The sequence below is a fragment of the Micromonospora sp. NPDC005161 genome (genome assembly GCF_053599855.1).
In genome coordinates this window covers 1-20,079 of record NZ_JBSFYQ010000070.1, presented here as the reverse complement: position 1 = coordinate 20,079, position 20,079 = coordinate 1, and the positions used below count along the sequence as shown (strand labels likewise).

The 20,079-nt window shown below is 74.6% G+C and carries 17 protein-coding genes; 7 read left to right on the top strand and 10 right to left on the bottom strand.

Annotation, left to right across the window (positions count from 1 at the left end):
- The first annotated feature begins 91 nt into the window (after window positions 1-91).
- Both ACWD5O_RS34840 and ACWD5O_RS34835 read left to right on the top strand, forming a co-directional pair.
- Window positions 92-457, top strand: a complete 366-nt coding sequence (locus tag ACWD5O_RS34840; protein ID WP_450087912.1) for a PadR family transcriptional regulator — start codon at window positions 92-94, stop codon at window positions 455-457.
- The gene (locus ACWD5O_RS34835; protein WP_450087911.1) at window positions 454-1,434 is read left to right on the top strand and encodes a hypothetical protein; all 981 of its coding nucleotides are present in this window, start codon (window positions 454-456) and stop codon (window positions 1,432-1,434) included. Before ACWD5O_RS34840 ends, ACWD5O_RS34835 begins: the two co-directional genes overlap by 4 nt.
- 8 nt (window positions 1,435-1,442) lie before the next feature.
- Here the strand turns inward: ACWD5O_RS34835 and mptB (ACWD5O_RS34830) are convergent, their stop codons facing one another.
- The 5 genes from mptB (ACWD5O_RS34830) to ACWD5O_RS34810 all read right to left on the bottom strand — a co-directional run bounded on the left by mptB (ACWD5O_RS34830) (window position 1,443) and on the right by ACWD5O_RS34810 (window position 9,855).
- Window positions 1,443-2,921 (bottom strand): polyprenol phosphomannose-dependent alpha 1,6 mannosyltransferase MptB, encoded by a 1,479-nt coding sequence (mptB, locus tag ACWD5O_RS34830; protein ID WP_450087910.1) that lies wholly within the window; start codon window positions 2,919-2,921, stop codon window positions 1,443-1,445.
- 14 nt (window positions 2,922-2,935) lie between these two features.
- Entirely contained in the window at window positions 2,936-4,336 is a 1,401-nt protein-coding gene (gene mptB / locus ACWD5O_RS34825) for a polyprenol phosphomannose-dependent alpha 1,6 mannosyltransferase MptB (protein WP_450087909.1), read from the bottom strand.
- Window positions 4,337-4,407: 71 nt separating this feature from the next.
- Complete coding sequence (locus ACWD5O_RS34820; protein WP_450087908.1) at window positions 4,408-6,057, bottom strand: hypothetical protein; 1,650 nt, start codon at window positions 6,055-6,057, stop codon at window positions 4,408-4,410.
- Window positions 6,050-9,088 carry a bifunctional [glutamine synthetase] adenylyltransferase/[glutamine synthetase]-adenylyl-L-tyrosine phosphorylase gene (locus tag ACWD5O_RS34815; RefSeq protein ID WP_450087907.1) on the bottom strand — a complete coding sequence of 1,013 codons (3,039 nt, stop codon included), beginning with the start codon at window positions 9,086-9,088 and terminating at the stop codon, window positions 6,050-6,052. Before ACWD5O_RS34815 ends, ACWD5O_RS34820 begins: the two co-directional genes overlap by 8 nt.
- Window positions 9,088-9,855: a type 1 glutamine amidotransferase gene (locus tag ACWD5O_RS34810; RefSeq protein WP_450087906.1), complete on the bottom strand. Its 768-nt coding sequence runs from the start codon at window positions 9,853-9,855 to the stop codon at window positions 9,088-9,090. Before ACWD5O_RS34810 ends, ACWD5O_RS34815 begins: the two co-directional genes overlap by 1 nt.
- Window positions 9,856-9,970: 115 nt before the next feature.
- On the opposite strand from ACWD5O_RS34810, the gene ACWD5O_RS34805 reads away from it, so the two are divergent.
- Window positions 9,971-10,906, top strand: coding sequence for a S66 peptidase family protein (locus ACWD5O_RS34805; RefSeq protein ID WP_450087905.1), 936 nt, complete (start codon window positions 9,971-9,973; stop codon window positions 10,904-10,906).
- Between the two features lie 19 nt (window positions 10,907-10,925).
- Here the strand turns inward: ACWD5O_RS34805 and ACWD5O_RS34800 are convergent, their stop codons facing one another.
- Entirely contained in the window at window positions 10,926-11,810 is an 885-nt protein-coding gene (locus tag ACWD5O_RS34800) for a virginiamycin B lyase family protein (RefSeq protein ID WP_450087904.1), read from the bottom strand.
- Window positions 11,811-12,041: 231 nt separating this feature from the next.
- Between ACWD5O_RS34800 and ACWD5O_RS34795 the strand changes: the two genes are divergently transcribed.
- The gene (locus tag ACWD5O_RS34795; RefSeq protein WP_450087903.1) at window positions 12,042-12,518 is read left to right on the top strand and encodes a hypothetical protein; all 477 of its coding nucleotides are present in this window, start codon (window positions 12,042-12,044) and stop codon (window positions 12,516-12,518) included.
- 48 nt (window positions 12,519-12,566) lie between these two features.
- On the opposite strand, the gene ACWD5O_RS34790 is transcribed toward ACWD5O_RS34795, so the two are convergent.
- From ACWD5O_RS34790 to glnA, 4 genes are all read right to left on the bottom strand, one after another.
- Complete coding sequence (locus tag ACWD5O_RS34790) at window positions 12,567-12,947, bottom strand: VOC family protein (RefSeq protein ID WP_354968530.1); 381 nt, start codon at window positions 12,945-12,947, stop codon at window positions 12,567-12,569.
- Window positions 12,948-13,098: 151 nt separating this feature from the next.
- Window positions 13,099-13,791, bottom strand: coding sequence for a helix-turn-helix transcriptional regulator (locus tag ACWD5O_RS34785; RefSeq protein ID WP_450087902.1), 693 nt, complete (start codon window positions 13,789-13,791; stop codon window positions 13,099-13,101).
- A 51-nt stretch (window positions 13,792-13,842) separates the two neighbouring features.
- A complete protein-coding gene (locus ACWD5O_RS34780) occupies window positions 13,843-14,268 on the bottom strand; it encodes a DUF350 domain-containing protein (protein WP_450087901.1) in 426 nt (141 codons plus the stop codon).
- Window positions 14,269-14,356: 88 nt separating this feature from the next.
- Window positions 14,357-15,706: a type I glutamate--ammonia ligase gene (gene glnA, locus ACWD5O_RS34775; RefSeq protein WP_354968527.1), complete on the bottom strand. Its 1,350-nt coding sequence runs from the start codon at window positions 15,704-15,706 to the stop codon at window positions 14,357-14,359.
- 257 nt (window positions 15,707-15,963) lie between these two features.
- Here glnA and ACWD5O_RS34770 point away from each other — a divergent pair, with 257 nt between their 5' ends.
- From ACWD5O_RS34770 to ACWD5O_RS34760, 3 genes are all read left to right on the top strand, one after another.
- The gene (locus ACWD5O_RS34770) at window positions 15,964-17,721 is read left to right on the top strand and encodes an NAD+ synthase (protein ID WP_450087900.1); all 1,758 of its coding nucleotides are present in this window, start codon (window positions 15,964-15,966) and stop codon (window positions 17,719-17,721) included.
- Window positions 17,722-17,841: 120 nt separating this feature from the next.
- Window positions 17,842-18,687, top strand: coding sequence for a 3-methyl-2-oxobutanoate hydroxymethyltransferase (panB, locus tag ACWD5O_RS34765; protein ID WP_450087899.1), 846 nt, complete (start codon window positions 17,842-17,844; stop codon window positions 18,685-18,687).
- A 173-nt stretch (window positions 18,688-18,860) separates the two neighbouring features.
- Window positions 18,861-20,079: DUF222 domain-containing protein (locus ACWD5O_RS34760; RefSeq protein WP_450087898.1), on the top strand; the 1,219-nt coding region annotated here is incomplete at its 3' end.

Genomic DNA, 20,079 nt, shown 5'->3' with positions numbered 1-20,079 from the left:
CCCCGGGCGGGGTCGGCTCCGCGATCGCGGAGCCGACCCAGCCGCTTTATAACGCCCCCCGATATACCTTCGTCTCCGATATATTGAGGCGGTGGAAACACCGCTGCGCGAACCCACCTTCCTGATCCTCACCGCGCTCGCCGCCGAGCCAATGCACGGCTACGGGCTGATCGGTGAGGTCGCCACCCTCTCCGACAACCGCGTGTCCCTCCGCCCCGGGACGCTCTACGGGGCGCTCGACCGGCTGGTCGACGCCGGCCTCGTCGAGGTCGACCGGGAAGAGGTGGTGGACGGCCGGCTGCGCCGCTACTACCGGCTCTCCCCCGCTGGCGACGCCACGCTGAGCGCCGAGACCGAGCGGCTGCGCCGTAACGTCGAAGCCGCCACCGCGCGGCTGTCCAGGCGGACTCGCGCCGCCCACCCGATCACCCCGCGCACGGCCGGAGGGCTGGCATGAACGACCTGGAACGCCGTTACCTCCGGCTGCTGCGCATTTACCCCGCCGACTACCGGCGCGCCCGCGGCGCCGAAATCGTCGGCACCTACCTGGACCTGGCCGCACCCGGTCGGCGTTGGCCCTCGCCCGCGGACGCCGCGGACGTCCTGCGCGGCGGGCTCCGCCAGCGGGTGCGCGCTGCCGGCGCGGCCGACCTGGTGCCAGGCGTACGCCTCGCGGCTGTCCTGGCCCTCCTCGCCGCCACCTCGCTCGCCGGGGTCTGGGCGGTGCTGGAGCTACGCCCCGCTCCGCCCGGCTTCGGCGAGCCAGCCGCCGGGCCGTTCGTCTCGCTCGGCATCATGGCGTGGACCGCCTGGCTGCTCGCCGCGGTGGTGCATGCCCTGACGCCCGGTCGGTGGACCCGGCGCGCCATCACGCTCGCGGTGCTCCTCACGGTCGCACTCGTCCCCGCCGCCGCACTCACCGGCCTGCCGCGTCCGCCGCTGTTCGTGCTGCTACCGCAGGTCGCGTTGGGCCTGGTCGCGCTCGGCGCATCCGACGGGCTGCCGGCGCCGCTGCGGGCGGTGCCGCTGGTCGCCGCTGGCGCCGCCAGCCTCGCGGGGACGAATCTGTTGCCCCCGGACGTGTTCGCCTCGAGCTACTACACCTGGACCGTGGTCCCGGTTCTGCCGAGCGCCGCCGTGGCGGTGCTCGCCGTGTTGGTGCTGCTCGGCGCGGGGCTGGCGCTGCGCCGCGACCACCGGGGCGGCTGGGCCGGCCTGATCCTGCTCACACCGGTGGGCCTGCTGGCCCTGCAGCCGCTGGCGGGGGCGGCGGACGGCCTGCCGAGCAGGCTCGTCCCGAGCTGGGCGGCGCTCGCCGCGACGGCTGTCCTGGTCGCGTTGGTCGGCCCCGCCCTGCTGCCGCTGGCGCTCGCCCTGCGCGCCCGACTGGCCCGACCCCGCGCCTCCTGCCCTGCCTGCGGCGCCCGCCGCTAACCTCATGATCAGCGCGGTCGGGGATGCTGGCGCAGGGCGCGCAGGAGCACAGTCAGGAGTAGGGCGGTCATCGCCACGGCGCCGGGGGCCTTGGTGAAGCGGGCCAGGTTGGTGCCGTCGGGTAGTGCGAGGAAGGCCGCCACGGCCGCCGGCAGCACGAACCACGTCGTCCGCATGGCGGTGAGGGCGAGCAGCGCCAGCGGCCAGGTCGCGTACCAGGGGTGGAAGACCGGGGACAGGACGACGGTGGCGACCAGCGCCAGCGCCGCGCCGTGCAGCGCCACCCGGGGGCGGGTCGCGTCGATCCGGGCCACCCGGACGTCGTTCGACGCGCGCAGCGTCCGCCAGGCCCGCCACCAGAGCACCACCAGCACTCCGGCGAGCAGCAGCAGCGCGACCGCCCGGACCACCGGCACCGCCGCCGGCTCCCCGCCGACCAGCGCGCCCGCGTAGTCGACGACGAAACCGACCGCGGTGGGCGGCGACGTCCACTGCTCGGAGTCCCCGCTGTGGGTCAACCCGCCCACCCAGCCGAACCCGAGGCCGGACAGCGCCGAGGTGGCCAGCAGCGCGGCGAGCAGCCCGCCGGCCAGCCACCCGCCGTCGCGCAGCAGCGCCCGCACGGTGTACCGGCCGTGCACCGCGGCCAGCGCGGCGAACGGCACCACCACCACGGCACTCGCCTTCACCGTCACCGCCAGCCCGAGCAGCGCCCCGGCGAGCAGCAGCGCCGCAGGTCGGCCCGGCCGGCGGATCACCACCAGCAGCCCGCACAGCAGCAGGCCCAGCATCACCGCGTCGTTGTGCGCGCCGGCCACCAGGTGCACCCCGACCAGCGGGCTGGCCAGCGCCAGCCAGGCGGCCCGTCGGGTCGGCACCCCGGCCGCGCGGGCCAGCGCGGGCAGACAGAACGCGGCCAGCAGCAGGCCCGCCACCGCGATCACCCGCAGCAGCACGATCGCCCCGGTGAGCCCGCCGCCGAGGCCGACCGCGAGCGCCGCGAGCAACACGAAGACCGGCCCGTACGGGGCGGGGGTATCCCGCCAGATCGACGCCACGGTGTCCAGCCACGGGCAGCCCGCCGCCGCCACCGGAGTGGCGTACGGGTCGAGGCCGTGCGCGTACGTCCAGCCCTGGCAGGCGTACGAGTACACGTCCCGGCTGCCCAGCGGCGGCGCGAGCAGCAGCGGCAACGCCCACAGGCCGGCGGTGACGTACGCCCACCGCGTCGACGGCGCGCCCTCGCGCAGCGACCACCACGCCCCGACCAGCAGTGCGGTGCCGCCCAGCCAGCAGATCAGCGTCGCCGGGCCGCCCGGGGAGCGCCAGATCGACACCGGCGTCGCGCCCAGCGGGGCGTCGGCCAGCGCCCCGCTGAGGTACCCGGCCACGGCGAGCAGGGCCGCGCCTGCCAGGCCGCCGTACCGGGCGGCACGCGCCGTCAGCGGACCGGGAGCGGCGGTTGGTGGGGCGCCGGGAGCGGTCACCGGCGCACCTTCCCTCAGTCGGCGGCGACCGGCTGGCGGGCCGCCCGAGCCGACCGTACCAACCGGATGACCAGCACGATCACCAACAGCGTCATCAGCGGCGCCCCGACCGTCTTGGTGTACCGGGGCAGGCCGGTGCCATCGGGCAGCACCAGGAACGACGCGACCAGGGCCACCACCGTGAACCACCGGGTCCGCCGGGCGGTGGCCGCCAGCACGAACAACGGCCAGGTCCAGTACCAGGGATGCACCACGGGAGAGAGCGCGACCGTGAGGGCGAGCGCGAGGCCGGCGTAGAACAGCGGATCGCGGGTGCGAGCCCGCCACCAGAGCCAGACCAGGAGCACGGCCAGGAGCACGACGGCGATCCCGCGCGTCACCGGCAGCGCGTCGACGTGCCCGCCGAACAGCGCCGCGACAATGCCGACCGTCTGTCCGACCGCTGTCGGCGGGGATGTCCACGCGACGGCGGCGCCTCCCTGGGACAGCCCGCCCACCCAGCCGAAGTCCAGCCCACCGGCGGCGGTCACGCCCACAACGGTGGCGACCGCGCCGCCGACCACCCAGCCGCCGTCGCGGATCAGAGTCCGGATCCGGAACGGTCCGGCGGTGGCCGCCAACGCGGCGAACGGCACCACCACCACGGCGGTGACCTTGATCGCCACCGCGACACCGAGCAGCACCCCGCCAACCAGCAGCAGCCCACGCCGTCCCGGCCAGGACGCCACCACGGCCAGCCCACCGACCAGCGCGGCGAGCATCAGCACGTCGTTGTGTGGGCCACCGATCAGGTGCGCGGCGACCAGCGGGGAGCCCAGCGCCAGCCACACCGCCCGCTTGGCCGGCACGCCGGCTCGACGAGCCAGCGCCGGCAGTGCCCACGCGCTCAATACCACGCCGACCAGCGACAACGCCCGGAACAGCACGATGCTGGCGGTCAGCGAACCGGCGACCTTGACCACCGCACCCGCGATGAGCACGAAGAGCGGACCGTACGGCGCCGGGGTGTCCCGCCAGATGTAGGAGACCGTGTCCAGCCAGGGACAGGGCAGGGCGGAGACGCCCTGCTCGTACGGGCTGATGCCGCCGACGAAGCTGGCGCCCTGGCAGGCGTACGCGTACACGTCCCGGCTGCCGGTGGGCGGCGCGACGAGCAGCGGCAGAAGCCAGAGCCCCACGGTGACCAGGGCCCAGCGGGTCGACGGCCCCCCGTCGCGCAGAGCCCACCAGGCGTATGCCATCAGGCCGGTGCCGACCGCCCACGCGGCGAGGATCAGCGGTCCGTTCGGACCCTGCCAGATGCTGACCGGGGTGCTGCGCAGCGGGCCGCCGGGAAACGCGCCCCCGAGGAAGGCGGACAGCGCGAGCAGCGTCGAGCCGGCCAGGCCGGTCCAGCGCACGAGGTGGTGAGGCACGTCCGACATGCTGCCAGCCCGTCGGCGGGGAGCCGACGGCAGGCACCCGGCCGGAGAGCGTCCCCGACCGGTCAGCAGTGGTTCGCCGGTGCGAGGCCGCTGGAGATCGAGTAGTCACCGGCCGCGCGAACCCGCACCTCGGTCCACCCGTTCGCGCCGGGCCGCACGCAGCCGTCCGGGCCGGTGAGCGACAGCCAGCGCGACCAGCGGACCCGAACCAGCACGTCGCTCGGCGCGGCGGTCAACCGGACCGAGCCCCGGTCTGCGGCGACGAGCCGGCCCGGGTCCCCGACCAGCGGAGTCGAATCGACCACGGCGTACATCCGCCAGGTCGGATCACGCCATACCTCCCGCAGGTACGGCAGCCCGGCGCGGATCAGCTCGGCCTCGTCGCGGCCCCAGCGGTCCGCGGGAGCGTCCGCGAGCACCACGTAGGTCACCGCCACGTCGCGTAACCAGTGTTCGTAGGTCTCCGCGCTCAGGCCGCCGTCGTAGAACAGCGCGTTGCGATCGCTGTCGACCTGGCGCTCCCAACCGCGGGCCAGCGGCACGGTCGGTGGCAGGTACGCCGACTCCCAGTGGTCCCGCAGCGGCACCACCTCGACCCGCCCGACCGGCTGCCGCCGCTCCAGTTCCGCGACGAGCGGCCGGTAGAACGCCGGGGCACTCTCCGCGGCGCCGGCCCGGACGACGTCGCTCACCATCACCGGGGACTGCCACCACACGGTCGCGGCGAGCAGACCGGCCAGCCACGGCCCCGGCAGCGGGGCGTACCCGGCCAGCACGGGCAGGGCGAAGAGCATCGGCAGGCGCAACGCGTTGGAACCGATCGGGCTGGGCACGTAGTAGGCCCCGACCAGGAGCAGCACCGTGAGCACCGCGCCGACGCGCAGCACCCGGCGACGACGGGGCAGCACGACGCCCACCAGCACCGCGAGCGCGACGTTGATCCGCATCGACTCAGCCGAGTAGGGCTGGGTGCCTCCGTTGCCGAAGAACAACGCGATCGGAGCCAGCGTGACCGCGGGTGCCACGGCCAGGACGACGCCCTCCGCCAGCGGTCGCTCCGCCCGCCAGCCACCCGGCAGTGGGCGGCCCGGCCCGTCACCGCGACGCAGGGCGGCCAGCAGCAACGCCCCGCCGGCCAGCCCGGTGAACAGGCCGGCGACCGGGCTCGCCGCCGTCGCCAGAGCGGCGCAGCCGGCGGCGAGCGCCAGCCGTACCGAACGCGGTGGACGCTCCGCGCTGACCGCGCAGAGCGCCAGCAGCCCGAACGTCAGCCCCACGGCGAAGGTGATCCGGCCGCTCGCCAGGTTGCCGACCAGCACCACGGCACCGAGGACACCGGCCAGCAGCGGCCGGCGAGCCCGATTCCGGTGGAACAGCCAGCCCAGCGCGGCCGCGCCGAGCACGGCGGCCACGGCGGCCAGCGGACGCACGCCCATCAGTGCGCCCAACCGGGCCGTGAACAGGCTGTAGCCGTACTGGTTGACGCCGCCGTACCAGCCGAGGTCGAGGGGCGTGGCACCGTACCGGTCGGCGAACTCGGCACGGGCCACCTGGGCGGCGAGGTCGGTGCCCATCCGCGGCGCGAGCAGGAACACGGCCGCGAGCAACACCGCGACCCCGGCAGCCGGCGCCCAGACCGCGTACGGGGATCGGGCGCGTCCGGTCCGCCGGCCGGCCGGTGTACCGGTCGGCTGGGTCAGCGCGTCAGGCATCGAGGACCCGTTCCGCCGCAGCGCGGGAGCGGCGGCCGGTGCGCAGGTACTCGTCGAGGAACTCCCCCGGGTCGTCCCGGCCGAGCAGCGCGACCACCCCGGCCAACTCGACCCCGTGCCGGGGCAGTTGGTCGCCGGCCCGACCACGGACCAGCATCAACGCGTTACGGACCTGCGCGGCCAGGGACCAGCCGGCCGCCATCTCGGCGGCGTCCGCCGGGTCGATCAGGCCGGCCCGCTCGGCGGCCGCGAGCGCGTCGAGGGTACGCGTGCCGCGCAGCGCGGGGACCGCGCCGGCGTGCCGGAGCTGGACCAGCTGCACCGCCCACTCCACGTCGGCCAGCCCGCCGCGGCCCAGCTTGGTGTGGGTGGCCGGGTCGGCGCCGCGGGGCAGTCGCTCGGTCTCCACCCGGGCCTTGATCCGGCGGATCTCGACGACCTGCTCGCGGGTGAGCCCCTCGCCCGGGTAGCGCACCGGGTCGATCAGCGCCTCGAACTCGGCGCCCAGGTCGGCGTCACCGCAGACGAACCGGGCGCGCAGCAGCGCCTGGGCCTCCCACACGCGCGACCAGCGGGCGTAGTACTGGGCGTAGGCGGCGAGGCTGCGCACCAACGGGCCCTGCCGGCCCTCGGGGCGCAGGTCGGCGTCGACGCCGAGCGGCGGGTCGGGCGCGGGCACGCCGAGCAGCCGGCGCAGCTCCTCGGCGATCGCGTGGGCGGCGGCGCTGGCCGCGCTCTCGTTGCTCCCGGCGGGCGGGTCGTAGACGAAGAGCACGTCGGCGTCGGAGAGGTAGTTCGACTCGTACCCGCCGAGCCGGCCCACGCCGATCACCGCGAACCGCAGTCCGGGCGGTGCCGGCTGGCTGGCCTGGGCGGCTCGCAGCGCGGCGGCCAGGGTGGCGTCGGTGACGTCGGCGAGCGCCGTGCCGACGGCGGTGATGTCGGCCAGCCCGGGGGCCGGCCGGGTTCCGCCGTCCGTACGGGTGGGGGTGGGCGCGAGCGAACCGGCCCGGCAGAGCACATCGGCGCACGCCACCCGGACCAGCTCCCGGCGGCGCAACGCGCGCACCGCCCGGGTGGCCTCGACCGGGTCGGTGTGCCGGGCCGCCGCCGCGAGGAACCCCTCCCGGAGCACCTCGCGTGGGCGGGGCGCCAGCTCGTTCTCCTCGGCCAGCAGCCGCAGCGCCTCCGGATCCCGCGCGAGCAGGTCGGCGGCGTACCGGGAGAGGGCGAGGACCCGGGCCAGCCGTCGGGCGACCGGGCCACCGTCGCGCAGCAGCCGCAGATACCAGGGGGTGCTGCCCAGCTTGTCGGAAACCTGCCGGTAGTTGAGCAGCCCCCGGTCCGGCTCCGGCGCGTCGGCGAACTCGCTGAGCAGGACCGGCAGCAGGGTTCGCTGGATGGCCGCGGTGCGGCTCACCCCTCCGGTGAGGGCCTGGAGGTGGCGCAGCGCCCCGGCCGGGTCGGCGAAGCCGAGGATCTCCAGCCGGTGCCGGGCCGCCTCCGGGGTGAGCCGCAGCCCGTCGGCCGGCACCCGGGCGACCGACTCCAGCAGCGGCCGGTACAGCAGCTTGGCGTGCAGCCGGCGTACCTCGGCGGCGTGCGTCACCCACTCGGCCCGGAAGGCTTCCACGGCGCTGCGCCCCGGCGTCGCCGTGTAGTCCAGCGCGGCGGCGAGCCAGCGCAGCGCGGCCGGCTCGGTGGGCACGGTGTGGGTGCGGCGCAGGCCCTGCAACTGGAGTCGGTGCTCGATGCCGCGCAGGAAGCGGTAGCCGCGCAGCAGCGCCTCGCCGTCGGCACGACCGACGTAGCCGCCGGCGACGAGCGCGCGTAACGCCGGGATGGTGCCGGGCACCCGCAGCGTCTCGTCGCCGCGACCGTGCACGAGCTGCAACAGCTGAACGGCGAACTCGATGTCGCGTAGCCCGCCGGAGCCTCGCTTGATCTCGCGCTCCAGCTCCTTCGGCGGGATGTTGTCGATGATCCGGCGCCGCATCGCGCGGACGTCCTCGACCGCCTCGGGCCGTTCCGCCGCTCGCCACACCAGCGGCGCGAGCTGGTCGATCCACTCCTTCGCCAGCGGCAGGTCACCGGCGGCCGGGCGGGCCTTGAGCAACGCCTGGAACTCCCAGGTGCGCGCCCACCGGCGGTAGTAGGCCAGGTGGCTCGCGAGGGTCCGCACCAGCGGGCCCCGGTTGCCCTCCGGACGCAGCGCCGCGTCCACCGGCCAGGCGACCAGCCCGCAGATGTGGATCAGCCGGGTCGCCACCAGGGTGGCGGCGGAGAGGTCGGCGTCCTCGGCGGCCACGAAGATGACGTCCACGTCGGAGACGTAGTTCAGCTCGTCGCCGCCGCATTTGCCCATCGCCACCACGGCCAGCCGGGGCCGCGCGGTGCCCGCGGGCAGCTCCGCGACCGCGACCTCGTACGCCGCGGCCAGCGTCGCGTCTGCCAGCGCCGAGAGCGCGGCCATGGTCTGCTCCAGGCCGCGCCCGCCGGTCAGGTCGGCCGCCGCGATCCGCAGCAGGGCCAGCCGGTACGCGGACCGCAGCACCGCCACCGGGTTGCCGTCGCCGGCCGGCTCCAGCCGCCCCTCGGCGGTGGGGGCGAGCCCGTCCGGGGCGGTGCGCAGCGCCGCGTAGTGCTCGGGGTGGGCCACCAGATGGTCGCCGAGCGCCGACGAGGCGCCGAGCACCGCGATCAGCCGCCGCCGCAACCCGGAGTCGGCGTGCAGCTCCGCGAGCAGCGGCGACCCGGGGTCGGTCACGCCGGGCGCGGTGCCGCCGTTCGTGCGGCGTTCGGCCTCGACGATGCGGTGCAGCTGGCGAAGCGCCAGGTCCGGGTCGGCGGCCCGGGACAGCGCGGCGAGCAGCTCCACGGCCGGCTCGTCGACCGGCTCCTGCTCCGCCGGCCGCCACAACCGCAGCCCGTCCGGGCCGAGCAGGTCGGCGGCGCGCGCCCCGCCGTCGCCCTCGGCGGTGCCGAAGCCGTACCGGGCGAGCCGGCCCGACGCCCTGGTCGGCCGGCTCATCAGTGCCCGAGCAGCGGCAGGCCACGCCGCACGGTGCTGTCGTCCAGCTCACCGAGGGCCAGCGCGGCGAACCGGGCGGCGAACGGCTGCCAGACCTCCTCCACGTCGACCATCACCGAGGCGCAGGCCGCGACCACCAGCTCCGGGTCGTAGCCCAGGTCGGCGAGGAGCGTCGAGTCGGCGGCCCAGTCGGCGATCATCGCGGTGTCGCACTCGATGTGGAACTGCAGCCCCCAGGCCCGGTCACCGAGCCGGAACGCCTGGTTCGGGTAGCGGGTGGAGGCGGCCAGCAGGGTGGCGCCCCGGGGCAGCTCGGTGATCTCGTCCGAGTGCCACTGGAGCACGTCCGGGATCAGCGGCACGTACCGGAACAGCGGGTCGTTCTCGGCGGCGTCCCGCCGGCCGACCACGCCGGGGCCGATCTCCGGCCCGGACGGGCTCCGCTCGACCAGCCCGGCGTGCGCGGTGGCGAGCAGCTGCGCACCCAGGCAGACGGCCAGCGTGGGCACCCGGTGGCGGACCGCCTTGCGCAGCAGCCCCTCCACCGCCGGGAACCAGGGTGCGCCGGGCGAGCCGTCCGGCAGCGGGTACGCCTGCTGCTCGCCGCCGAGGACCACGAGCGCCGCGTACCCCTCCAGGTCGGCGGGGAGCTCGTCGCCGGCGTGCGGGCGGACCACCCACAGCTCCAGCCCAGCCTCGGTCAGCCATTCGCCCAGTCGGCGCAGGTCGTCCGACGGGTCGTTCTCGATCACCAGCGCGGTTGCCACCCGTCGAGGCTAGCCGGTGCGCCGCCGGGCGCCACGCCCCGCCACGGCCCCGTGCGCTCCGCCGCCGCCAACGTGCGCCGGCCCCGAGGCAGCGGGGTCGATAGGCTCTGCGGTTGTGATCAGCGAGGACCTGACCGTCATCCGCCCGCCCGCGCTGCGCCCGGGCGACACGGTGCTGCTGGTGTCGCCGTCCGGGCCGACCTCGCCGCAGCGGGTGGCCCGTGGGGTGGAACTGCTCACCGGCTGGGGCCTGCGGCCGGTGCCGGCGCCGAACGCGTACGCCCGGCAGGGCTACCTGGCCGGCGCGGACGAGCTGCGCGCCGCCGACCTGAACGCCGCGTTCGCCGACCCGCAGGTGCGCGGGGTGATCTGCACCCGTGGCGGGTACGGGGCCCAGCGGGTGGTGGACGCCATCGACATGGCCGCGGTCCGCCGCGACCCGAAGGTGGTGGCGGGCTTCTCCGACATCACCGCGCTGCAGTTCGCGCTCTGGCGGGGCGCCCGACTCGCCGGGGTGCACGGCCCGGGGGCGGCCTGGCGGGATGAACGCACCCCGTTGCGCTCGGCCGAGTCGCTGCACGCCGCGCTGATGACGACCGAACCGGTGACGGTCACCGCGGTGGCCGGCGAGGAGACCTATCCGGTCCGCGTCCCGGGTCGGGCCACCGGCACCCTGCTCGGCGGCAACCTGTGCATGATCGCCGCGTCGATCGGCACGCCGGACCTGCCCGACCTGACCGGGGCGGTGCTGTTGATCGAGGACGTGCAGGAACCTCCGTACAAGGTCGACCGGATGCTCACCCACCTGCGCCGGGCCGGCGCGCTGGACGGGTTGGCCGGGGTGGCGGTCGGCCAGTTCACCGACTGCGCCGACGGCTGGGACACGACGATCGTCGACGTACTCGGCGAACGCCTCGGTGGCCTCGGCGTACCGGTGCTCGGCGGACTGCCGATCGGCCACGGCCCCGGCCAGCTGACCGTCCCCGTCGGCACCCAGGCCACCCTCGACACCACCACGGCCACCCTCACCGTCTCCCCCGCCGTCGCCTGACCCGCTCCCCTCGCCCGCGTCACAAGGTGAGGCGGGCCAGGTGGCCGTTCTCCAAGGCCGCGTAGATGCTGCCGTCGGGGGCGACGGTGAGGCCGTGCGGCTCGGAGTTCGGGGTGGGCAGCTCGTAGGTGTCGACCCGGCCGGTCGGGTCGACGTGGCCGATGCGGTTTCCGGCCCACTCGGTGAACCAGGCGCCCCCGGACGGATCGGCGACGATGCCGTGCGGCCGGGCCGTCCGGTCCGGCAGCGGGTACTCCTCGATCTGACCGTCGGGGCTGATCCGCCCGACCTGACCGGCCCCGATCTCCACGAACCAGAGCGCCCCGTCCACGCCCGCGGTGATACCGACCGGTGCGGCGCGCTCGGTGGGCAACGGGTGCACCCGTACGGCGCCGTCCATGCCGACCCGGGCGATCGCGTTCGCCTGGTTGAGGGTGCACCAGACGGCGTCGTCCGGGCCGGCCGCCACCATCGAGGCGAACGCCCCGGAGACCGGCAACGGCACCTCGGTGACCACCCCGTCGGTGCTCACCTGTCCGACGGTGTCGGAGTTCATCCCGGCGTACCAGAGGGCGCCGTCCGGGCCCGCGGCGATGCCGCACGGGCCGGTGCCCGCCGGCAACGCGACCTCGCGCTGCTCCCCGTCGGTGGTGATCCGACCGATCCGGTCGTCCCCGGAGCGGGTGAACCAGAGCGCGCCGTCCGGACCGGACGTGACGATCAAGGGCCGGCTGCCCGGATCGCCGGCCGCCCAGCGGCGCACCGAACCATCCACGTCCACCCGGGCGATCGCGCCGGCGTGGACCAGGGTCAGCCATAGGGCCTCGTCGGGGCCGGTGGTGATGCCGTACGGCCCGGCCTGCGGGTCGGTGATCGGGAGTTCCCGGATCGGTGTGGACGTCACGAGAGGCTGCCTTCCGTCGGTGGATCCCGGTCGACCGGGCCCGCACGGCTCGGCCCACCGGGGCACGGCGAGGAACCACCCTCACCCATCGGGCGTACCGAGGCAACCCGTTTGTCCGACTCGGCTGGCCGGATTGCCAGCTGGCGGACAGCTTCGGCACGGGTTCCACCCAGCCGGGCTGGTCACTGTCGGTGATGACATCGCAGCACCACCGAGAATCTGGAGGAGAGCATGTCCCGCACCATCCGCAAGAAGCACCTGCTGGCCGGTCTGGCCACCGCCGGCGTCCTCGGCGTGGGGATCGCGGCCCCGACGATCGCGTTCGCCGCGGACGCCACGTCGACGCCGAGCGCCAGTAGCACCGCCGACGGCCCGGGCACGAAGGCCGACCGGCAGGGCGAGTTCGCCGAGGCGCTCGCCAAGGAGCTGGGCGTCTCCCCCGACAAGGTGACCGCCGCGCTGGAGAAGGTCCGCGAGCAGCAGCGCGCCGACCGGCCGGAGCGGCCGTCCACCGAGGACCGGCAGGCCGCGCTCAAGGAGCGGCTCGACCAGGCGGTCAAGGACGGCAAGCTCACCCAGGAGCAGGCCGACGCGATCACCAAGGCCGTCGAGGCCGGTGTCTTCCCCGGCCCGGGCGGCCACCGCGGACCGGGTGGTCACGGCGGGCCGGGCGGACACGGCGGCCCCGGCGGTACGGCCGGCAAGTGACCGTCGGCGGCCCCGCCCGACCGGGCGGGGCCGCCACCGACCAGACCGTCAGCCGGCGGGGGCGGGCGGGGGCGTGAACACGCCGAGGTGGTTGCCGGCCGGGTCGAGCAGATGGGCGAGGGTGAGCCCGCTCGGGGTCGTACGCGCCGCCACCAGCACCTTGCCGCCGGCCGCCTCGGCCCGCTGGCAGGTCTGGGCCACGTCGGCGACCTCGGCGTAGAACACCGCGTAGTTCGGCGACGTCCCGTCGGTCGCCCGGATCGCCCCGCCGATTCCGGTGTCGCCACCGGCGCCGGTCACCCGGTAGGACCCGCCGTTGGCCGCGCCCTGCTCCTCGAAGGTCCAACCGAACAACTCGCCGTAGAAGCGCTCCGCCTCCTCCGGCCGATCGGTGCCGATCTCGAACCAGGTGATGGGCGTCGTGGACATCTGCTGCCTCCAGGGTTTCCCGTGCCGGCCGTTCGGCCGCCGTCAAAAGCAGTCTCGGGGCCGTCCGCGACACCGTCCTGTCGGTGTTTCCGGATCACCCGACGGGGTCCGCGCCGGCCGAGCCGTGCCCGACGCGGCCCGGCCGTCGGACTCAGACCAGGCTGAGCCGTCGGACCCGCTCCTGCGGGATGTCGAGATCCGCCGGCCGCAGCTCCCGGGCCACCACCTCGGGCAGTGCCCGCACGCCCCGGATCCGGTCAGTGCGGAAGCAGCGCAGCTCGTCGCGCAGCCGGCACCAGGCGAGCAGGTACCAGTGTCGAGGGTTGCCGAGGTAGCCGAGCGGCTCGACGTCGCGTGCCGAATCGGCGCCGTCGCGGTCGGCGTACCGGATGCGCAGCACCCGCCGCGCGGCGACCGCGTCGGCGACGATGGCCGGGACGGGCGTGGCCGGCCCCTCGCCGATCAGGTGCACCCGGCCGGCGAGCCGGTGCGCCTCGGCCGCGTCGGCGGCCGGCAGGACCGCCACCAGCTTGCGCAGCGCGGTGGCACCGGGCCCGGCGAACGGCGTGCCGGCGAGCCGGTGCAGCGCGACGGCCATCGCCACCGCCTCGGCGGCGGTGAGGTTGACCGGGGGCAGGGTGCGGGCGCGGTCCAGCACGTAGCCGCCGGTGCGCCCCGGCTCCGCCCAGATCGGCACGCCGGCCTCCTGCAGGGCGCCGATGTCGCGCTCGATGGTCCGGCTGCTCACCTCGAAACGCGCGGCCAGCCAGCGGGCGCTGCGCGGCCGGGGCGACATCGCCCGCAGCTCCTCGACCAGGGCGTAGAGGCGGTCCGTGCGGTTCATGCCCGGCACGCTACGGCCGGGGTACGACGACCGCGCTCAGGCGATGCGCCCTCAGGCGATGCAGGCGCAGACGATCAGCGCCGCGCCGAAGTGGGTGGCCGCGCTGACCCGGGCCGCCGGGTGCGGCTCCGGCGAGCAGATGACCTCACCGAGCTTGCCCGGGGTCAGCAGGTCGAGCACCACGAAGGCCAGCGCCATGATGGCCAGACCGAGCAGCCCGAACACCACGGTGGAGGCGAGCCCCTTGCCGAAGTCGCTGTAGCTGGTGAGGATCGCGGTGAAGACGATCCCGGCGATGCCCAGCTGGTTGGCGGCGAGCAGCAGCCCCGCGTTGGCGTTGCGGTCCACCCAGATCAGGTCCCGCAGGCGGCCGGGAGTGAGCAGGTCGACCAGCCCGAACCCGGCCGCCATCAGCCCCACGCCGACGACACCGAACACGACGCTCTGCCAGGCACCGCTTAGCAGATCCTCCAGCACCGACTGCCTCCCGACTCTCCGCCCGGAGGGGTACCGGCGCGGTGATCGAGACGATAGCGGCAGCGCGCAACGGCGTCAGCCCCCGTGGCTACAGCGCCAGGTAGCGCTGCCGCTCGTACGGCGTGACCTCGCGGCGGTACTGCTCCCACTCGGCCCGCTTGTTGCGCAGGAAGAAGTCGAAGACGTGCTCGCCGAGCACCTCGGCGACCAGCTCGGACCCGGCCATCACGTCGATCGCCTCGGCGAGGTTCTCCGGCAGCGCCTCGTACCCCATCGCCCGCCGCTCGGCGTTGGTCAGCGACCAGACGTCGTCCTCGGCGCCCGGCGGCAGCTCGTAGCCCTCCTCGATGCCCTTCATGCCGGCGCCGAGCAGCACCGCGAAGGCGAGGTACGGGTTGGCCGCCGAGTCCGGCGAACGGACCTCGACCCGGGCCGAGTTGGGCTTGCCGTAGGCCGGCACCCGGACCAGCGCGGACCGGTTCAGGTGCCCCCAGCAGACGTACGCCGGGCTCTCGGTGATCCGGTCCGGCAGGTGCTGCGGGAAGAGCCGCTTGTACGAGTTGACCCACTGGTTGGTGACCGCGGTGTACTCGCGGGCGTGCACCAGCAGGCCGGCGATGAACGACTTCGCCACCTTGGAGAGCTTCATCGGGTCGCCGTTATCGTGGAAGGCGTTGCGCTCGCCCTCGAACAGCGACAGGTGGGTGTGCATGCCGCTGCCCGGCTGGTCGGTGAACGGCTTCGGCATGAAGCTCGCCTGCACGCCGGTGGAGAGCGCCACCTCCTTGACCACGTGCCGGAAGGTCATGATGTTGTCGGCGGTGGTGAGCGCGTCGGCGTAACGCAGGTCGATCTCCTGCTGGCCGGGGGCGACCTCGTGGTGGCTGAACTCCACCGAGATCCCGATCCGCTCCAGCGCCAGCACGCCCTGCCGCCGGAAGTCCCGGGCGACGGCGTGGGTGGTGTGCTCGAAGTAGCCGCCGGTGTCCACCGGAATGGGCACCGAGCCGTCCTGGGGGCCGTTCTCCAGCAGGAAGAACTCGATCTCGGGGTGGGTGTAGAAGGTGAAGCCCTTCTCTGCGGCCTTGGACAGTGCCCGGCGCAGCACGTGTCGCGGATCGGCCCAGGAAGGCCCCCCGTCGGGCAGCAGGATGTCGCAGAACATCCGGGCGCTCTCGCCGCTGACCCCGCCCTCGAACGGGAAGACCTGGAAGGTCGTCGGGTCGGGCATGGCGACCATGTCGGATTCGAAGACCCGGGCGAAGCCCTCGATCGCCGAGCCGTCGAAGCCGATGCCCTCCTCGAAGGCTGCCTCCAGCTCGGCGGGCGCCACCGACACGCTCTTGAGCGTGCCCAGCACGTCCGTGAACCACAGCCGGACGAACCGGATGTCCCGCTCTTCCAGCGTACGGAGGACGAACTCCTGCTGACGGTCCACTTCCACCCCTCGCGACACCTGTTTGCCATCACCGGCCGGGCTGGCCGGGCCTGACCGACCAGTCTCCACGGGCCCGGTTACGCCGACGTTACGCCAACGCCCGGCCGCCGTCCTGCCGTGCCCGCCGAGGTGCCCGTGCGCGGACGGCGGCCCGACGTGGGCCGGCCGTCCGGTGGGTGGCCGAGCCCAGCGGCGCGTGGCCCGCATCTCCCGCCGGGCGCCGTGTCCGCCCCGAGCGGCTGGGGCAAGATGAGGGCATGCCCACCCTGCGTCTCGCCCTGTCCCAGGTCAACCCGAGCGTCGGCGACCTCGCCGGCAACGCCGACCTGGTCCGCAGCTGGACACGCCAGGCCGCCGACGCCGGCGCCCAGCTGGTGCTCTTCCCGGAGATGATGCTGACCGGGTACCCGGTCGAGGACCTGGTCTTCCGGCGTTCCTTCGTCGCCGCGTCCAGGGCCGCCCTGGAGCGGCTCGCCGCCGACCTCGCGGCAGACGGCCTCGGCGAGCTGCCGGTCGTGGTCGGCTACCTGGACGCCGACGGGCCGCCGCAGGTCAGCGGGGACGCCGAGCCGGGCCGGGGCGCCCGCAACGCCGCCGCCCTGCTGCACCGGGGCGCGGTGGCCGCCCGCTACTTCAAGCACCACCTGCCCAACTACGGCGTCTTCGACGAGGATCGCTACTTCGTCTCCGGCGACACGCTGACCGTCGTGCGGATCGGCGGGGTGGACGTCGCGCTGACCATCTGCGAGGACCTGTGGCAGGCCGGCGGCCCGTTCGCCGCCGCCCGGCAGGCCGGGGTCGGCCTCGTGGTCAACATCAACGGCTCGCCGTACGAGCTGAACAAGGACGACATCCGGCTGCCGCTGGTCCGCCGCCGGGCCGCCGAGGCCGGCGCCGCCATCGCGTACGTCAACATGATCGGCGGCCAGGACGAGCTGGTCTTCGAGGGCGACTCGATGATCGTGGGCGCCGACGGTGAGCTGCTGACCCGGGCCCCGCAGTTCGTCGAGCACCTGCTCGTGCACGACGTGGAGCTCCCGGCCGCCGCCGAGATACCGGCCGTGGAGGCCGTCGCGGACGCCATGCGGGTGGTGCACAGCACGGTGGACGTCATCCCGCCCACGCCGTCCGGGCCGCCCGCGATCGGCGGGTCGATCGAGCCGGTGGCCGACGAGGCCGAGGTGTGGCAGGCGCTGGTGCTCGGCCTGCGCGACTACGTCAACAAGAACCGGTTCCCGTCGGTGGTCCTCGGCCTCTCCGGCGGCATCGACTCCGCGGTGGTGGCCGCGCTCGCCGTCGACGCGCTCGGCCCGGACCGGGTGGTCGGGGTGTCGCTGCCCAGCCAGCACTCCTCGGAGCACTCCCGGGAGGACGCCGCCGACCTGGCCAAGCGCACCGGGCTGGATTACCGGGTGGAACCGATCCAGCCGATGGTGGACGGCTTCCTGGCCAACCTGTCGCTCTCCGGGGTGGCGGTGGAGAACCTTCAGGCCCGGGTACGCGGCGTGATCCTGATGGCCCTGTCGAACCAGGAGGGCCACCTGGTGCTGACCACCGGCAACAAGAGCGAGCTGGCGGTCGGCTACTCCACCCTGTACGGCGACTCGGTGGGCGGCTTCAACCCCATCAAGGACGTCTGGAAGACGCTGGTCTGGCGGCTGGCGAAGTGGCGCAACGCGGACGCGATGCGGCGGGGCGAGACCGCGCCGATCCCGGAGAACTCGATCGGCAAGCCGCCGAGCGCAGAGCTGAGCCCGGGCCAGCTGGACAGCGACACCCTGCCCGACTACGACGTGCTGGACCCGATCCTGATCGGATACGTCGACGGCGACCTCGGCCGGGACGGGCTGGTCGAGTCGGGTCACGACCCGGCCGTGGTGGACAAGGTGCTGCGGCTGGTGGATACCGCCGAGTACAAGCGACGGCAGTCCGCTCCGGGCGCGAAGATCTCGATGAAGGCGTTCGGGCGGGACCGCCGGCTGCCGATCACCAGCCGGTGGCGCGAGCACGGCTGAGTCGCCCGGGTGCGGTGGAGTGACATCTCGCACTGCGCCCTGCCGTCACCCCCTTCCGCGGTGCGACGATCGCTGCGGAACCCGGGGACCGCGCAGGCGGCCTCGAGGAAGGAGACAGTGATGGTGGAGTCCACTCCGAACGAGGTGACCGCCCTGTACGGCGGGCCGGCCACGCGACGAGTCCGTACCCGCGACCTCATCGCCGCCAAGGAGCGCGGCGAACGGTGGCCGATGCTCACCTCGTACGACCAGTACACGGCGGCGATCTTCGACCAGGCCGGAGTTCCGGTGCTGTTGGTCGGCGACTCGGCCGCGAACAACGTGTTCGGCTACGAGACCACCCTGCCGGTCACCGCCGACGAACTGCTCCCGCTGGTGCGGGCCGTCGTACGGGCGACCCGGCAGGCACTCATCGTCGGTGACCTGCCGTTCGGCTCGTACGAGGAGGGCCCGACCCAGGCGCTGCGCACCGCCGTCCGGTTCATGAAGGAAGGTGGCTGCCACGCGGTGAAGCTGGAGGGTGGCCGCCGCTGCGCCGCGCAGATCGCCGCGATCGTCGGCGCGGGTATCCCGGTGATGGCGCACATCGGTTTCACCCCGCAGAGCGAGCACACCCTGGGCGGTTACCGGGTGCAGGGCCGGGGCGACGCGGCCGACGAGGTGCTGGCCGACGCGCGGGCGGTGGCCGAGGCGGGCGCGTTCGCGGTGGTGCTGGAGATGGTGCCGGGTGAGGTGGCCAAGCAGGTCACCCACGAGCTGCCGATCCCCACGGTCGGCATCGGGGCGGGCCCGGCCACCGACGCGCAGGTGCTGGTCTGGCAGGACATGGCCGGCCTGCGTACCGGCAAGGCACCACGCTTCGTGAAGCGGTACGCGGATCTCGCCGGCTCCCTCACCGACGCCACCCGTCGATTCGCCGACGAGGTCCGCGGCGGCGAGTTCCCGGCCGCCGAGCACACCTTCTAGGACAGTGGGCGGCGCGCGCCGGCCGGCACGGCGTTTCCGCTCGCCGGCCGGCCCCGCCGCTGGGTCGGGGTCGCTGGGTCGCGGTCGCTGCCTCGCTGCCTCTCCAAACGACAGCGGCAGTCCAATCGATCATGATGACTGAGATTGTCGTACACCTGTTCTAGTCTCTGGTCGTGGTCGAGGAGTTGGCGCAGGCGGAGGACGCGGTGGCGGCGTGCCTCGACGTGGCCACCTGGGCCGTCGCGGAGCACGACCTCGTCGCGGCGCTCGACGCCACACACCGGCTCGAGCAGCGCCTGGCGGCCGTCAAACTGACCCTCGTGCGCGAGCTGGACGGCCGAGGCACCGCCCGCGCGCAGGGCGCGTCCTCGACGGCGCTCTGGCTGCGAGATCGACTACGGCTCACCGTCCCCACCGCCCGGCGGCTGGTCGACCTCGCCAGCACCCTGGACGCCGGCGCCCCCGGAGTGCGCCGCGCGCTGGCCGACGGGGCCATCAGCCTGGAGCAGGCGCGGGTCATCGGCGACACCATCAACACCGTGCACGCCACCGCCGGCGCCGAGACCGCCGACAAGGCCGTCGGCGTGCTCGTCGACTGGGCAGGGCAGTTCGACCCCGTGCTACTCCGCAGGCTGAGCGCACGAATCCTCGACCACGTCGCTCCCGAAGCCGCCGAAGCCGCCGCCCGCGCCGCACTGGAAGCCGAGACCCACCGAGCCGCCCAAGACCGTCACGTCACCCTGTCCGAGCTGCACGATGGCCGCCTGCGGCTGACCGGCAGCCTGGACGCCGAGACCGCCGGCCTGCTGCGCGCCGCGATCGACCCGCTGACCGCGCCATCGGGCCCGCACGACCCGCGCACCCCCGGGCAACGCCGACACGACGCGCTCGCCGACCTCTGCCGGCTCACCCTGCGCACCGGTGAGCTACCCGAGCACGGCGGCGAGCCCGCCCAGATCGTCATCACCACCAGCTTCGACGCCCTGGCCCGACACCTCAACGCCGGCACCCTGGACACCGGCCTCCAACTCACCCCAGAGACGGTCCGCCGACTCGCCTGCGACGCAAGCATCCTGCCCGCCGTCCTCGGCGGCGCCGCTCAACCGCTCGACGTGGGCCGACAACGCCGCCTCATCACCGGCCCCCTCCGACGCGCCCTGGTCCTACGAGACCGCGGCTGCGCCTTCCCCGGCTGCGACCGCCCACCCCGCTGGTGCGACGCCCACCACATCCGACACTGGGCCGACGGCGGCGACACAAGCCTGACGAACGCCGTGCTGCTCTGCGCACACCACCACCGACACATCCACCACAACGACTGGACCGTCCGACAGAGCGGCGACGGCCACCCGAGTTCGTCCCACCAGCCTGGCTCGATCCCGACCGCCCCCC

Bases quoted from the DNA above. Each gene is read 5' to 3' on its own strand.
- ACWD5O_RS34785 (WP_450087902.1), bottom strand. From the start codon at position 13,791: ATGAACCGCACGGACCGCCTCTACGCCCTGGTCGAGGAGCTGCGGGCG.
- ACWD5O_RS34770 (WP_450087900.1), top strand. From the start codon at position 15,964: ATGCCCACCCTGCGTCTCGCCCTGTCCCAGGTCAACCCGAGCGTCGGC.
- ACWD5O_RS34835 (WP_450087911.1), top strand. From the start codon at position 454: ATGAACGACCTGGAACGCCGTTACCTCCGGCTGCTGCGCATTTACCCC.
- ACWD5O_RS34795 (WP_450087903.1), top strand. From the start codon at position 12,042: ATGTCCCGCACCATCCGCAAGAAGCACCTGCTGGCCGGTCTGGCCACC.
- ACWD5O_RS34790 (WP_354968530.1), bottom strand. From the start codon at position 12,947: ATGTCCACGACGCCCATCACCTGGTTCGAGATCGGCACCGATCGGCCG.
- ACWD5O_RS34820 (WP_450087908.1), bottom strand. From the start codon at position 6,057: ATGCCTGACGCGCTGACCCAGCCGACCGGTACACCGGCCGGCCGGCGG.
- panB (WP_450087899.1), top strand. From the start codon at position 17,842: ATGGTGGAGTCCACTCCGAACGAGGTGACCGCCCTGTACGGCGGGCCG.
- ACWD5O_RS34815 (WP_450087907.1), bottom strand. From the start codon at position 9,088: ATGAGCCGGCCGACCAGGGCGTCGGGCCGGCTCGCCCGGTACGGCTTC.